Below are 15749 nucleotides of genomic sequence, written 5' to 3'. Positions count from 1 at the left end.
ACTGTGCCGGAACTACTAATCAACTCGCCAGCTCAACAGCTTGCCGGTCTTCACTTCTACCAGACCTTTATCGGTGATCTTCAGCTCTGGGCTGACCGGCAAACTGGTAGTACAAAAACTCATCACCGGCTCGTAGTGCTCATACCCCAGTGCGCGCATGGCGTCCTGTACCTCCGCCAACTGACGGCCGGTCTCCTCCATGGGCTCCTCGCTGAGCAGCCCCGCTACCGGCAGATGGATGGTGGCCAGTACCTTACCGTTTTCTACCACGCACATACCGCCCTGCATCTCGATGAGCTGGTTGACCGCCAGAGCCATATCGGTGGCACTGCGGCCCACCACCATCAGATTGTGGTGATCATGGGCATAGGTCGTGGCCACTGCGCCGCGCTTTATGGTGCCGCCGCTGGTAAAGCCCCAGCCTATCCCGCCATTTTTGCCGTAGCGCTCAAACACAGCTGTCAGGGCAGCAGGGCCGCTCTCCCACTGGACCTGCCCGTTTGCTACGGGCAGCGTAAAGTGCTGCTCGCTGGTCTGGGTGCGGTCGGGGTGTACCTGCATAGCCCGCACGGTGACACTGTCGCCGCTGGCTTTAAGGGCAAAGGTGTCGGCGGTGACCGGCTTGACCTGCACGCTGTGATAAAACTTTTTGGGGAAAGCGCCGGGCCGCCCCACCGGCTCGATACCTATCTGACTGTCGTATACCAAGCGGCCGTTTTTATATGTGCTGTGGGCCACAAAGCCCGGCAGGTCCTCCATCACCACCATATCGGCGATACGGCCCGGTGCGATAGCGCCGCGGTCGAACAGGCGCATACGGCGAGCGGCGGTATAAGTGGCACAATAAACAGCATCCTCCACCCGCATACCCAGCTCCACCGCACCGGCAGCCACGGTGTTGAGGTGGCCCTTATGCACCAGCACATCGGCCATCGTGTCGTCGGTGACAAAAGCAGTGTGCTCGAACAGCTGATTTTCACAGATAAAATCGATCACTTCTTTTTTGAGCATCTTATTTTGCAGCTCAAAGAACATCCCTTTAAAATAGCGGTGCTGCACCTCTTCCAGATCGTGCTCGGTGTGGTCTGAATCGATACCGGTATAGATATAGCGCGACAGTTCAACGCCTTTGATACGGGGACAATGACCCTCTAACGGCATATCCGGTTTGTGTTGGCGCAGGTAGCGCACAAATTGATTGGGACGGCTGTCGGGGTCGTTTAAGACTCCACGGGTGTCCATCACCTCCCCCAGACACAGGATACCCGGCGCATCCATCAGCGCTTTTAACTCATCCATACCGATGATGCCGCCGGTCGTCTCGAGTTCTTCGCTGGTAGAGGGTACCGAGCTGGATATTCCGTAATACACGTCCATCTTCTGCGGATCGCAGGCATCGATCATCGCCTGTATGCCCTCAATCCCAAAGGCGTTGGCGATCTCATGGGGCTCACTGACGATGGTGGTCACCCCATACTTTACCAGATAATCGCAAAACGGCATGGGCGCCGACATCGAGCTCTCGATATGCATGTGGATATCGATCAGGCCGGGAATGACGTAGCGTCCCCCCAGGTCGACTCTTTCATCAGCCTCGAATTGCTCTACATCTTTTTCGCCTACACCCACATGTAAAAAGCGCCCATCCAGCACCGCGGCATAGCCGGCAAAAAACCTCTTAAAATAGCTGTTATAAAAATTTCCGTTTACAAACAGTTTGTCCACTCTCATAAAATGGTCCCTTTCTGCCCTGCCGGGCGGCGGAGCGTGGTTTCTCTACCCCTCTATTATAAGGGCCGGCAGATGCTATTGCAATACAGTGGGGGCAGTGCCGATCAGATCGGCAAATATCTGGCCGCTGGGCGACAGCGCACTGCTTTTCAGCTTGCACCATGAGACCCACCGGGCGGGTACGGCAAATTCGGTCTGCAATTTAAATACCAGGTTCCACTTTAAATAGTGGGCGGCAAATTCCTCGATGACACAGGATACTCCCAAGTTGATACGGGCCAAGTCTAGCAGCAGGTCGTGAGAGCCCAGCTCGATCTCCGGCGCAATTTGAATACCCTGCTGGGCAAATAAGCGGTCGATGCGCCGGCGGGCGTTAGATTTGCGCTCGAGCAAGATGAGCGGCAGGTCTGCCAACTGCCGGGCGGTGAGCGGTCTGCCAGCTAAGTGCCGGTACTCATCACCGGCCACGAACACGTCATGCACTTTAAAAAAGGGATGTTCCTCCAGCGCAGCGTCCTTAACTGGTGAGTTGACAAAGGCAATGTCCACGTCGCGGCTCTTGAGCATTTGTACCGCTTCAATCGAGGTGCCGTTGATAATGGAGAGGTGGATATAGGGGTAGATGCGGTGAAAGCTGTCGAGCTGGTTTAAGATGACGAAGCGGGAAATCGTATCGGATACCCCGATCTTCAGCTCTCCTTTTTCCAGTTTGGCATACTGGCCCAGCTGCTCCTCCCCCTGACGGATACTTTTAAGCCCCTCATCGATGTACCCGTATAACAGCCGTCCCTCCGGCGTGAGCGCGATCTGCTTGCCGCGGCGGTCAAACAGCGCTACCCCCAGTTGGCTCTCAAGGTTTTTGATCGACTGGCTCACCGCCGACTGAGAGATGAACAGCGCCTCGGCAGCAGCGGAAAAGCTGCCCCGGCGAGCCACTTCGCGAAAGGTTCGGTACAGTTCTAATTTGACGTCCATAGGCCCTCCTTACATTAGATTTACTTATATAAAATATTAGTAATATCTATTTTACTTATAAATCTAACTATAGTATACTGTACGGGTAACAGGCTGTAAAGGCCTGCCTTCCAGTGTGATGGCAGACCGTGATCGCCGGGCGGCTACCGCCCGGGACAAAAGGAGTTAATAAACATGAGCAAACTGGTTGGAACCATCTCCCGCGGGATCAAATTGCCCATCGTCAAGGAAGGCGATGATCTGGCTGATATCGTTGTGCAGTCGCTGCTGGACGCCGCCCAGAGCGAGGATTTCTCTCTGCAGGACCGCGATGTGGTGGCCGTGACCGAGTCGGTCGTAGCGCGCACCCAGGGCAACTACGCCACTGTGGATGATATTGCCGCAGGCGTGCGCGAAAAATTTGGTCCCGACTGTGTGGGGCTGGTCTTCCCCATCCTCAGCCGCAACCGGTTTGCCATCTGTTTAAAAGGTATTGCCAAAGCTGTTAAAAAGGTCGTCATCCAGCTGAGCTACCCCTCCGACGAGGTCGGCAACCACCTCATCGATGTAGACAGTCTGGATGAAAAAGGCATCAGCCCCTGGGATGACGTGCTCACCGCCGCCCAGTTTAAAGAGCTGTTCGGCTCGATCATCCACCCCTTTACCGGGGTCGACTACATCCAGTACTACACCGATGTGGTAGAGTCTGCCGGCGCCGAGTGCCAGATCATTTTGGCCAACCGCCCGGCCGCCATCTTAGAGTACACCCGCAATGTGCTGGCCTGTGATATCCATACCCGCCAGCGCACCTGTCAAAAGCTGCGTCAGTCCGGAGCCGAAAAGGTATACGACCTGACCGATATCCTCAAGGCCCCACACAACGGCAGTGGCTTTAATCAGAACTACGGCCTGCTGGGTTCGAACAAATCGACCGAAGATACCGTAAAGCTGTTCCCGCAGAACTGCGATGTATTTGTCAACCGGGTAGCCGAGCTGCTGCGCGAGAAGACCGGGAAATCAATTGAAGTCATGGTCTACGGCGACGGCGCTTTTAAAGACCCGGTGGGCAACATTTGGGAGCTGGCCGACCCGGTGGTCTCACCCGCGCATACGGCTGGTCTCGTCGGTACCCCCAACGAACTGAAACTGAAGTACCTGGCCGACAACGATTTTGCCGATCTCTCGGGCGAGGAACTCAAAAAAGCGGTGAGCGAGCGTATCAGCCATAAAAAAGAGCAGATGGTCGGCGATATGGCCGCCCAGGGCACGACTCCTCGCCGCCTGACCGATCTGATCGGCTCGCTGTGCGATCTGACCTCGGGTTCTGGTGACAAAGGTACCCCGGTGGTACTGGTACAAAATTATTTTGACAACTACACCAAATAGGTTTTCTTCCTCACTTTACAAAAAGAGCTGTGCTACATACTGTAGCACAGCTCTTTTTGCAGGTGGCGATCTGCAGCAGTTGACAGCAAGGTAACCGCTATGTGGGCGTGCTGAGCACCCATACCCGGCACTGGCGCACCCCCATATCGATCGCCTGTTGATGCTGGGCCACTGCCATATCGATGCGGCTGCCGTTGATTGCCGAGCCGGTATCGTGGGCAAAGCGCACCCCGATCCCCTCGATATAGAGCATACTGCCCAGAGGGATGACGCTGGGGTCTACCGCCACTGTAAAGCCGGGCATCACCGGGTTGCCGCTGTAGGTGGTGGGATTGCCACCACAGATATGCGGATACTGCTCAGTACAGTAGGCAAACACTTCAAACTCGCCCTGATACTGGGCGGTAAAGGGCAGGTCTGGCTTTTGGGTGGGCAGCACCACCGGGGCACTGACCTCCACCGGCTGGTACACCACTTGATGCTGTACCAGCGGCTTTTGGGTGGCGGTCATGCCGCCCAGCAGAGCGATATCTGCGGTCGCCACCGTCAGCAGTGCCGCTGCAAAAAAGCGCCGAAAGCGCATTGCGTCTCCTCCTCTCACTGGTAGGGAGTTTGGGCTAACCGCTAGCCCCATATGCATGTACTTCCTGTTTTTTCCACTTCCGGCACAGCAATATACGCTGTATGGGGCATTGTACCGCAGGTATCGGGGTACAACCTAGTTCTTTTTGCAGCACAAAAAAGGAGTTGTGGGTCTGTTCCCCACAACTCCTGTCGCAATCGCTTATCTCTCGTCGCCTATCTCTTTCACGGGTGTCGCATGGCCCATAGCAGAGCTGCACTGCCGGCGCCCACACAGAGTACCGACCACCAAAGCAGCAGGCTATCACTGCCCGTAGCGGGGACCGTACTGCCATCCAGCACCAGGTCTGCATCATTTTCCAGCGTCTTGGGCGCAAAAGCAATGTCGGTGCGCCGCCACTGGTCGGGCCGCAAGGTCTGCGCCGGTATTTGGGTCGTAAACTGCAGTGCATAGCGCCCGGTACCCGGTAACGTGGCTACAGCATAGCCCTCTGTATCTACTGCTGTGGGCAGTTGCCGCCAACAATTTTCTGCGGTGTCTCGATACCACAGCTGCACCTGCCCGCCGTCATCCTGTAGGCCATAGAGCCAAAATCTCCCCTGCAGTTGCGGTAAAGTCGCGTCTTTCTGCCCGGCAGCGCCGGTATAGCTCAGCTGATAGCCCAATACCATCATCTGCTGATACCCTACAGCAGGCGTCAGCTGAACATCTTCCAGCTCCATTCTCTGCATCTGAATATCTCCACCTTCAGACATCTCGCCGGCAGCTAGGTCTAAGATCACCTCTCCCTGTAGACAGTAGCGATGGACAGCCGGAAAATCCAGTAGATACAGCTCGCGCTGGGCCAGTGGCAACCGGCCGGCATTGTAAACGGCGGTGCGCTCTAGTGCTGTCAGTGCGTCATATTGGTATTGCAACCGCTCTACCCGCCCTGTGTCGCGGCGGGTGAGCCGGCCCAGCGGCAGTGCCTCTAGCAGCCCGGTGAGCTCGTCCGCCCGGCTGCGCGAGAGCACCTCTACTAAAAAGCTGACGCTGGTGCTGCCTCCCCCTTCCGAGTAAGTGGCGGTGATGGTCTGCCGGCCGGGCAGGTCGCTGCGATAACCTGCTACTGCCAGTGCTGTCAGTGGATAGACCTGGGTATCACCGCTGTCAAACTGCACCTGTATGCGGGCATTGGGAGCAGTAAAAGCCTGCCCCTGCAAAAATACTGTCGGCGCGCCGGCCACCAGGTGGGCTGAGGCCGGTCGTCGACTGCGCACCTGCACCCAAAAGCTGGCGCTATTGCCGCCAAAGCAAACAGTGAGCTTTTGGCTGCCCAGCAGCTGGGGGCGATAGCCGCTGACCATATCTGAAGTGATGGGGACCTGCTCACTGCGACCGCCTTCATAGTACACGGTAAGCTGGGCGCCAGATAGTAAAAGCGGCTGACCCTGGATATACGTCTGCTTTTGCGGCGGTGTATGTACAGCGATCGCCAACACCGCCGCCACCTTCACCCGCACAGTAAAGCTGGTCTGCAGACCGCCCCACTGTACCGTTACCGTGCACGTCCCCGGATGACTGCTCGTAAAGCCCGTGCACATAGCGGCAGTCAGATCTACTGTTTCTCTTTTGCCATCGGGATAGAGCAGCGTGACTTTACCGCCGGTGACGTCGAGCGGCTGACCGGGAAAATAATCGCTCTTGTAAGGGGCAGTCAACTCGATCCCCGTCGGTCGCGGAGCGAGTACCAACACCGAAAACGACAGCTGTCGGCCATCATAGGTAACAGTGATCTGTTGCTGGCCCAACTGCTGTGGATCATAACCGGTACAGTAAGAAAAAAGTAGCGGCAGCCGGTCGGTCTCCCCATTATCGTAGGTGAGCTGCAGCTCTCCACCAGTGAGGTCAAGCGGTTGGCCTTGCGTGTACTGCAGTTTGCTCGGCAATGCAGAGAATGCCAGCTTTTGCAGCTGTTTTTGCCGCACGGTGATATCGTAGCTGACCGTGTGGCCGCCATACGTCACTGTTATCGCCGCCGGGCCGATTACATCGGCCCGATAGCCGCTGCACCAGGCGGGATCGATATCCAGCTGCTGGGCACTGCCGTCGCTGTACCGGCACAAAAGCTTGCCGCCAACAGCTGTGAATATCTCTCCTTCTATATACGATGTTTTGGGTTCTTCCGCGATCTCGATTCCGGTCAGTGTCCGCTCCCCTACCTGCACCGAAAACTGCGTGGACTGACCCTGATAGTAGACCGCGATCTGTTGGGTGGTATTGGCCGCAAACGGCCCAGTGGGACTGCACATATCCAGAGCGAGCGGCACCGTCTGCTGGTCGCCGTCGGGGTAGGTACAGAGGATGCTGCCGCCATCGACCTCCAGCAGTTCTCCTGCTGCATACACCGTTTTTTGAGGCAGCGCCTGCATGGCGATCTCACGGGGCAGCTGTACGGTCTGCTGTATAGTGAAAACAGCCACCGCCTGGTTTTGCGCCGCATCGGTAACGGTGAGCTGATAGCTGCCCGGTTGGTCGAGTACTGTGCCGCTGACTATATCGGCCTGTACACCGCCGTCTTTTTTCAGGACACCGCTGCCCTTATCAAAAGTTACGGTCACACTGCCGGTATACTCTGCTGCCGGCGCCGCTTTATTGAGCTGGATAACCGGCTTTTTTACCAGCGCCGAAAGAGAAAATACTGTTTGGTAGGTATAGGTATCCCCGCTCGTATCGCCGAGCATCACAGTGAGCGTATAGCTCTCCTGCACATCTTGTGTACCCAGCTTGGCTGTTAAGGTAAAGCCGCAGATCGCGACCGGCCCCCCGGGCAGCGGCGAGGAAAAATAGCCGGCAAAGGTGCGGTCGGGCACGCCACCGCCACCATCGATAAACATTCCTTCATCGGTGTATGCTGACGGCAAATGGCTGTTGGAGGCCACCTCCTGTTCGTATATTTGGGGATCGTTCAGATCGGGGCGCGTCCACTGCAGGCCGCTGCTGCTCCCCTGCGCCGCCAGCTGTATCTCGACCGAATCGATCTGTGCGCCAGCCGCAGTGCCGTCGGTCAGTGCCACATCTATCTGTATAGGCGCCTTACCGGGGGCAGCGGCTCTCTGCGAGAGAGATGCCTGTACCACAACCGGGCCATCACCGGGCAGTTCTACCGGTTGGGGCGTTGGGGCAGCAGACACCGGCTGGGCAAAGACCTGCCAGCAACCAAAAGCTAACTGCAGACAAAATAGAAATGCCAAAAACAAACCGATCGGCCGACACTTTATACGCATACGCCACCTCGAAACTGCACCGATCTGTCATCGGTGCCATACTTCCAGCTTTCTCCATTTTATCACTCTTTTTATAATTTCGACATATATCGACACAACTTCTCCTTATTGTTGCACATCCCGAGTTATTTATGGGCGAAATGTATGCTTGGGGAAAGATCTGCATTCCCGGCCATATATCGTCTATAGGTGCAGTACAAAAAAGCGCGCCGTCACCAACGTGACAGCGCGCCATAGACCGATCACACTGACCGGCAGAGCATATTTACTTATAGGTACCGCGGCGTTTCTTTACAGTGCGGCTGATATTTATATACAGCGACGCACCCAGTGCAGCCGTGATAAAAATAGGGATCAGCCATTTGTTCACATGTTGATCGTCGCTGAGCACCTCGGTCCACAGCTGCTGGGTATACTCGTTAGTCTCGGTATCCAGATTGATAAAGCCCTCGGCATTGTCCAAGACCTGCTGGTCGGGGTACAGTGCCTCGTTCTTTTTATACATATCGGGCAACATATCGTAGGTGCCTTTGTTGGGCGAGGAATAGCCGATAGTCAGAAAGTTTTCGTACCCGACGACCGGATCACACAAAAAATTGATAAACAGCTCCGCCGCCTCTTTGTTGTTGCAGTCTTTCGGGATACAGACGGCATCTACAAAGCGGTTGGTTCCCTCTTTGGGCACGGCGAACTCGATGGCGGGGTTATCGGCCTTGATCAGCGGGTAGTCTCCGGCATAGTAGGGGGCGATCGCCGCCTCGCCGGCGCCCAGTTTATCGAAGATCTCATCCATAACGTAAGCCTGTACCACTGTCTTCTGCTTTTTTAAGCTCTCGGCAGCTTCCTGTAACTGTTTTTTATCGGTGGTATTCATCGAATAGCCCAACCGTTTGAGGGCGATACCGAATGCGTCGCGGGAATTGTTGAACATCAGGATATCGCCGGTATAGTCGGGATCCCACAAAATGTCCCAGCTATCCACTGGTTTCTTGACCAGATCGGCGTTGTAGAGGATGCCCACGATACCCCAAGTATAGGGGACCGAATACAGGTTTTGTGGGTCGTACTCCAGATTTTTAAACGAGTCGTCGATATAGCGGTCGTAGTTGGGGATATTGTCAAAGTCCAGCGGCAGGATCATATCCTCCTCGATCATCCGCCCCACCATGTAGTCGGAGGGGAAGATCACATCGTACTTGGCACCGCCGCTCTTGAGCTTGGCGTACATCTCCTCGTTGGTGGCGTACATGGTGTAATTGACCTTGATACCGGTGAGCTCTTCAAATTCCTTAACAACGTTCATACCGCCGTCTTCGCCTTCGGCGATGTAGAGGCCCCAGTTGTAGACGTTTATCGAGACGCCTTTGCCTTTAAACTTCTGGTAGTCTATCCCGCTCTTATCAAAGCTGTATTTCGTTTTACTGCTGCCGGCAGCCGCCGCAGCGGGCAGGCTGGCAAAGCAGACCGAAAAAACTGTGCACAGGGCCAGTATCAGGCTGAGTACGCGTTTTTTCAACGGCGCTGCACCCCCCTTTTTTTCTTGCTCTCACGGCGGATGTCGGCGATGTTGATGAGCAGCAGTACCGCCAGGATCGCCACGAACATGATGGTGGAGAGCGCATTGATCTCGGGGCTCACCTTTTTGCGGGTCATCGAGAAAATAGCCAGCGGCAGTGTTTGGGCGGTGGGCCCGGCCACAAAGTGGCTGATGATGAAGTCGTCGAAGGAGTAGGTAAGTGAGATGAGGAAGCCCGACATGATGCCCGGCATGATCTCGGGGATGACCACCTTAAAAAACGCCTGGGTGGGGTTGCAGCCCAGGTCCTGGGCGGCCTCCACCTGAAACACGTCCATCTGCCGCAGTTTGGGCATCACTGATAAGATGACGTAAGGCACATTAAAGGTGGTGTGGGCCACCACCAGCGTAGTGAGACCAAACCCCATCTTTAAAAATACGAACATCAGCATCAGCGAGACACCGGTGACGATCTCGGGGTTGATGACCGGGATATTGGTCAGATTCATTACCATGCTGCGCATACGCCGGTTCATGGCGTGGATGCCCACCGCTGCCAGCGTACCCAGCACCGTGGCCACCACCGACGAGATGACCGCCACGATCAGGCTGTTGAGCAGGGCAGACATGATCGCCTCGTTGTGGAACAGCTTCTGGTACCAATCCAGCGTAAAGCCGGTAAACACCGCCCTGCTCTTAGACTGGTTAAACGAAAATACCACCAATACCATGATGGGCAGATACAAAAAGGCCAGCACCACGGCAATATAGACTTTTGAAAAGAGGGAGCTTCTCTTTTTCATCCGTATATCCCCTCCCTCTCAGACTTGTCAAACTGATTAAAGAGGCTCATGCACAGGAGCACGATGACCATCATCACCAGCGAGATAGCCGACCCCAAGTTGGGGTTGTAGCTGCTGCCGATAAACTGCAGCTCGATGAGGTCACCGATGAGGATATTGCCGCCGCCGCCCAGCATACGCGAGATGATAAAAGTAGAGATAGACGGCACAAACACCATCGTCACCCCGGTCATGATGCCGGGGATGCTCAGCGGCAGCACCACCCGGCGAAAGCTCTGCCACCAGTTGGCGCCCAGGTCTTGGGCGGCCTCCAACGTGGTGTTTTCGATCTTGGTCATGATGGAGTGCAGCGGCAGGATCATAAAGGGCAGGTAGTTATACACCATGCCCAGTACCACCGCCCCGGGGGTATTGATCATCTGCACCGGTCCCAGACCGATCAGACCCAACAGCTTGTTGATCAGACCAGATGTCTCCAGCAGCGTCATCCAGGCATAGGTGCGCAGCAAAAAGTTCATCCACATGGGCAGCATGACCAGCATGATGAGGGTCCGCTGTACCGAGTAGTTGGCTCTGGAGAGAAAAAACGCCAGCGGATAGGCGATGAGCAGACACAGTACCGTGGCCACTGCCGCCAGCCAGATAGAGCGCAGCAGCACACCGGTGTACTGCCCCACCTGCGAGATATTGGCAATCGTAAACTGCCCGTCGGCCGTGGTAAAGGCAAAGTACACCACCAGCCCCAACGGCACCACGATGAACAGCGCCATCCATATCAGGTATGGCAGCGCAGGGAGTTTCGACTTCATGGCTACTCCTCCATTTTCTTCATGATGTGGATGTCGTCGGGGGTGAGGCTCATGCCCACCACTGCGCCCACCTCCTCACTCTGGGTGGAGTGGACGATCCAGCGGTGACCCATCGCGTCGATGGATATCTCGAAATGCACCCCTTTAAATATGATGGATTCCACCACGCCGGTCAGTTGGCCGGCGATCTGGGGGACGATCTTCACATCTTCCGGGCGCACCACCACGTCTACCTGTTCGTTGGGGGCAAACCCCTTGTCGACACAGGTGAACTCATGGCCGCCAAACTCCACCAAAAAGTCGCGCTTCATAATACCGGGGAGGATATTCGACTCGCCGATAAAATCAGCCACAAAAGCATTTTTGGGCTCGTTATAAATGTCCTCGGGCGAACCGATCTGCTGGATGACCCCCTGATTCATCACCACCACCGTGTCTGACATGGTCAGCGCCTCTTCCTGGTCGTGCGTGACGTAGATGAAGGTGATCTCGGTCTCTTTTTGTATGCGCTTGAGCTCGATCTGCATGTCTTTGCGCAGTTTCAGATCCAAAGCGCCCAGCGGCTCGTCGAGCAGCAGCACTCTGGGCTGGTTGACCAGCGCCCGGGCGATAGCCACCCGCTGCTGCTGACCGCCCGAGAGCTGATCGATGCTGCGGCGCTCATACCCGGAGAGGTTTACGATGCGCAGCATCTCGGTCACCCGCTGGCGGATCTCATCTTCCGACAGCTTTTGAATGCGCAGCCCAAAGGCCACATTCTCGTACACATTCAGGTGCGTGAACAGTGCGTAGCGCTGGAACACGGTGTTGACCTGCCTTTTATGAGGGGGCAGATCTTTGATATCTTTCCCATCAAAAAAGACCTCTCCCGCGCTGGGTTCGACAAAGCCGCCAATTACGCGTAGCGTCGTTGTCTTCCCGCAACCAGATGGTCCCAGTAGAGTCACAAATTCCTTGTCGCGGATCTCCAGGTCCAAGCCGTCGATGACGCGCTCGTCATCGTAATCCACCACGAGGTCTTTGAGCTTGATGATACAATTTTCCAATAACATCACATCCCCTTTGCGGAATTTTTGCAGTTCGCCTCCCGGCTTGCGCGCTACAGCTTTTGACTCCACCCCGCAAAAGGTTTTTAAACCGGCATCCCGGCTTAGTGGGCATACGCTGTGGCGTACAGATAACTGCACAATGAGATACCACTCAACTATAAGGCTTTTGTAGTCCTTTGTCAACATGTGTAGAGAAACTCTTACTCAGCATCACATAAAAGCCACTGCAGACCCACTTTTTTGGTCTGATCGGCTGTTTTGAAGTGTATTTCTTCTATATAAATATGACTGGGCCGCAGCGCGCAGATACCGACATGCGCATTGTCACCGCGATCGGCTCGATATTAGCCGGCCATCAAAAAAGAGCGGCTCTCCGCCTGCACTGTGCAGACGGCTCGCCGCTCTAAAACAAAAGGTGCCAAACAGGGCCAAACCGCTCTACTTGCCGGTACAGTCCTTAGGTGGGAGACACAGGTCGATGGTGCCGGCCTCTACAGTGGCGCTGTAGGTCACCGGCACCTCTACCCGCAACTGTTGGGTAAAAGTCAGCAGACAGCTGCCGTCACAGGTCCGGCGGCAACACACAGATGGCTCTCCACAGCAGGTCAAACGGATGTCGCCCACCTGGGCAGCCGGCTGGATCGAGATGGGCAGTTCCACCTGCGTATACGTGCAGGTAGTCCTTGCGCAGCCCGGTCTTTTGGTGTCGGGCCGGTTCTCACACCCGTCTCGTTTCTTATCACGGCTTGGCGCCATATTTACGCACCTCCTATACAATTACTGCTTACATTGGTGGCCGTGGCCCCCTGACAGTCGACATATGTGTCACCGACGATGGCCGAAGCGCCAAATTCCACTGGCACTTCAATGCAGATGGTCTGGCTGATGGTGAAGTTGCACTGGCCGTTTATCTCGCCGGGGCAGTGGTCGTTGCCCGGGGTGACGATCGGCGCGCCGCAACAGCGGGTGATGGGCTCGCTCACCTGGGCGTAGGGAGTTACTGCTACCGGCACGCACACGTCGACCTGCTGGTAGCCAACAGCAGGGCAGTCGGCAACAGCACGGGCCGCCAGCTCCTGCTCGGTCAGATCGCGCTCGTTTTCTTGCATCGGGTATCCCTCCTCTCTGTTTGGGGATACCTCATCTTATGCCGCCGGCTGCCGGGCGGTGCGAGCGGATGACCACTCCATTTTTTTATCCGCTAAAAAAGGCGCGCACTGCCCGGTAACGGAGCAGTACGCGCCTTTTATACACCGATATCAGTGACTACTCTGTCACCAGCGCATAGGCAGATATCTTGCGGATACGCCAGGTGGTGAGCAGTGACAGCAGGTAAGAGAACACCACCGTTCCCAGCCCAAAAGCCACCACCCATAGTGGGTCTACTAAAAAGCCGGCCTTCATGATCCCAACGCCGCGCATGGCCACCGACATCATGGGGTTGGTGTACAGTGCCCCCAGCAAACTGCCGGCCGCCGCGCCCACCGCCACCGGTGCCACGTAGGTGAGCGACAGCTGATTCATCAGCTGAAACGTGGTAAAACCTATCGCCTTCTGGACGCCCAGATCCCGTTTTTGACGGATGACCGAGGAGCTGATCATAAAATAAAGCACCAGAGTCACCACAGCCAGCGTGATGACCAGCATTGCCAGCCCCATGGCCGCTACGATATTTTGATACGAGGCCATCCCTTCCGCCAACCCCTTGTCAAAGTTGGTGACACTGAGCAGAGTCTGGCTGTCGAAGGTATCATTTAGCCGCTCGATAAAGCTGGCGCTGTCTGTCCCTGTATCCAGATAGATGTACAGTATCTGCGGTTTAAAATCGGCGTTCAGCCGCCGCATATCGGCGGTGCGGATAGAGGTGTTGAGTCCGCCCATAGATGAGCCGTTAGACAGGCCCGTGACCCGAAAGGTCTCCTCGCTGTCACCCCAGCGCACCGCAACAAGATCGCCTACTTCTTTGCCGATGCGGTCAGCCAAAATGCCGGCCAGTACGATCTCCCCATCTTTTTGAGGATAGCGGCCCTCATAGACCAACCGCGTCTGTTTGCCGGCGTAATCTCCCATCACGTAAGAAGATACCTGGGTGCCGTCTACCTCCAGCTTTACCTCATCCAGGTACTGCACCAGCCGCACATGTTCCATATCTTTTATGGCGGCCACCGTGCTGCTCTGGTCCTCTTTTGCGTTGAGCGCGGCGATGACGTTGGTTATCTCCATGCCCGGCACCTCGGCAAAAGCCTTGGTGTCGATGGCAGTATTGTAGTACATGATGATACCGTAGGCACCGGCAAATGTGACAGCGATCATGATCATGACCACCATGATATTCTGCTTGATATTTTGCAGGATCGACTTGCCGGCTAAAGTGACCGATAATGGCCCATGGGCCCGCTCTAGGGGCAGCATATTGTGCCGGTACTTGTGTATTGTGCTCTCGCCCCGCAGTGCTCTGATGGGGCTCAGATGGTTGACCCGCCTGGTGGCCAGCACCACGACCAGCACCACAACGGCCAGCAGCACCAGCAGCGCAGACGCACTGATGCCCACATCAAATCCCTGCTCCCACTTCAGGCCCGACTGCTGCTCAAAGATCATCGAGATCGATGGCAGCAGTCCGTAAGACGCGCCGATCCCCAGCACACTGCCCAGCCCGGCGATGAGCAGATACTGGATCAGCAGCGACAGGCGTATCTGCCGGCCGGTATAGCCGATAGCCTTGAGCGAACCGATCTTCATCAGGTCGTCTTCAATGCTGTTGACGATGCGAAAGCGCACCACCAGCAGGCACACCACAACGATGATCAGCGCAAACAGCACCATCATAGCCGCTATCATTGTGGCCATCATACAGCGGGACAGCTCGATAAGTTCGATATCCAGCGCGATCAGCATCGCGTCGCTGTCACCGGCCATCAGCGAGGAGCTGTCGAGCCCCAGGGTCTGCCGAATACCCGCCTCTACTGCCGAGGCACTTTTCACTTCGTCTAAGCGGGTGTGCACCAGGTGCATCCGGTAAGACGGTCCCTGTAGGATATCAGCCACCTGGCGGTAGGTCTCCTGCGGCAGATAAAAACCCATCATCCCCGTGTCGGTAGAGCTAAAAAAGATATCCTCTGTGTAGCCCTGTACGGTAAAGGTCAGCTGCCGCTTTTCGCCCGTCGTCTGGTCGGTGTAGTGCAGTGTCATTTTATCGCCCAGCTGGTAACCGCCAACCGCTTTAAAGATATCTGGCACATAAACTGACATCTCGGTGGCCGGATGGTGTTCTCCCACATATTTCCACTTGGAGATCTCCCGTTTTTCATCCATATTCTGCAGCAGTACCGTATACGATCTTTTCTTGCCTTTCTGGGTGATCTCCGCCCCCAGAGCGAGAGCCTCGTTGGTCTGGACCTTTTTTACGTGTTCATTTTGGCTGATATAGTCCTGTACCTGTTGGGTGTACACTGCTTGGGGCAGAGCAAAATAGGCATCGGCCGGCGCCAGTTCCTCTTTCAGTTGGCCAAAAAAGCTGCCGTACCGAATAGCCACCAAAAGCCCCACATTAAGCAGTAGCGCGGCGATGAGGAACATCACCACCAGAGTGGCCGACACCGACTTCGTCTTTTTGATATTCGCACGGGCGTGCATCCACAGTTTGTACATC

General features: G+C 55.8%; 12 protein-coding genes. 1 reads left to right on the top strand and 11 read right to left on the bottom strand.

Annotated elements, in window-relative coordinates:
• Positions 1 to 15: 15 nt before the first annotated feature.
• A complete protein-coding gene (locus H8K20_RS02325) occupies positions 16 to 1731 on the bottom strand; it encodes an adenine deaminase C-terminal domain-containing protein (RefSeq protein WP_186487357.1) in 1716 nt (571 codons plus the stop codon).
• Between the two features lie 75 nt (positions 1732 to 1806).
• A complete protein-coding gene (locus H8K20_RS02320; RefSeq protein WP_164998095.1) occupies positions 1807 to 2706 on the bottom strand; it encodes a LysR family transcriptional regulator in 900 nt (299 codons plus the stop codon).
• Between the two features lie 174 nt (positions 2707 to 2880).
• Here H8K20_RS02320 and H8K20_RS02315 point away from each other — a divergent pair, with 174 nt between their 5' ends.
• Entirely contained in the window at positions 2881 to 4071 is a 1191-nt protein-coding gene (locus H8K20_RS02315; RefSeq protein WP_186487356.1) for a coenzyme F420-0:L-glutamate ligase, read from the top strand.
• A 97-nt stretch (positions 4072 to 4168) separates the two neighbouring features.
• On the opposite strand, the gene H8K20_RS02310 is transcribed toward H8K20_RS02315, so the two are convergent.
• The 9 genes from H8K20_RS02310 to H8K20_RS02270 all read right to left on the bottom strand — a co-directional run bounded on the left by H8K20_RS02310 (position 4169) and on the right by H8K20_RS02270 (position 15748).
• On the bottom strand, positions 4169 to 4654 hold the full coding sequence (locus H8K20_RS02310; RefSeq protein WP_186487355.1) for a 3D domain-containing protein: 486 nt from the start codon (positions 4652 to 4654) through the stop codon (positions 4169 to 4171).
• Positions 4655 to 4878: 224 nt separating this feature from the next.
• Complete coding sequence (locus H8K20_RS02305) at positions 4879 to 7773, bottom strand: bacterial Ig-like domain-containing protein (RefSeq protein ID WP_186487354.1); 2895 nt, start codon at positions 7771 to 7773, stop codon at positions 4879 to 4881.
• Positions 7774 to 8185: 412 nt separating this feature from the next.
• On the bottom strand, positions 8186 to 9436 hold the full coding sequence (locus tag H8K20_RS02300; RefSeq protein WP_105203557.1) for an ABC transporter substrate-binding protein: 1251 nt from the start codon (positions 9434 to 9436) through the stop codon (positions 8186 to 8188).
• A complete protein-coding gene (locus H8K20_RS02295) occupies positions 9433 to 10239 on the bottom strand; it encodes an ABC transporter permease (protein ID WP_105203556.1) in 807 nt (268 codons plus the stop codon). The genes H8K20_RS02300 and H8K20_RS02295 overlap by 4 nt, the downstream gene beginning before the upstream one ends.
• On the bottom strand, positions 10236 to 11048 hold the full coding sequence (locus H8K20_RS02290) for an ABC transporter permease (protein ID WP_186487353.1): 813 nt from the start codon (positions 11046 to 11048) through the stop codon (positions 10236 to 10238). Before H8K20_RS02290 ends, H8K20_RS02295 begins: the two co-directional genes overlap by 4 nt.
• A gap of 2 nt (positions 11049 to 11050) precedes the next feature.
• Positions 11051 to 12100 (bottom strand): spermidine/putrescine ABC transporter ATP-binding protein, encoded by a 1050-nt coding sequence (potA, locus tag H8K20_RS02285; protein WP_105203554.1) that lies wholly within the window; start codon positions 12098 to 12100, stop codon positions 11051 to 11053.
• A 435-nt stretch (positions 12101 to 12535) separates the two neighbouring features.
• Entirely contained in the window at positions 12536 to 12853 is a 318-nt protein-coding gene (locus tag H8K20_RS02280; protein ID WP_186487352.1) for a hypothetical protein, read from the bottom strand.
• A 2-nt stretch (positions 12854 to 12855) separates the two neighbouring features.
• The gene (locus tag H8K20_RS02275; protein WP_105203552.1) at positions 12856 to 13206 is read right to left on the bottom strand and encodes a hypothetical protein; all 351 of its coding nucleotides are present in this window, start codon (positions 13204 to 13206) and stop codon (positions 12856 to 12858) included.
• A 157-nt stretch (positions 13207 to 13363) separates the two neighbouring features.
• Positions 13364 to 15748, bottom strand: coding sequence for an ABC transporter permease (locus H8K20_RS02270; RefSeq protein ID WP_186487351.1), 2385 nt, complete (start codon positions 15746 to 15748; stop codon positions 13364 to 13366).
• Between the last annotated feature and the right edge of the window lies 1 nt (position 15749).

The sequence above is a fragment of the Neobittarella massiliensis (ex Bilen et al. 2018) genome, from assembly GCF_014269355.1.
In the GTDB taxonomy this organism is placed as follows: domain Bacteria; phylum Bacillota; class Clostridia; order Oscillospirales; family Ruminococcaceae; genus Neobittarella; species Neobittarella massiliensis.
This window is presented reverse-complemented; position numbering and strand designations above follow the sequence as displayed.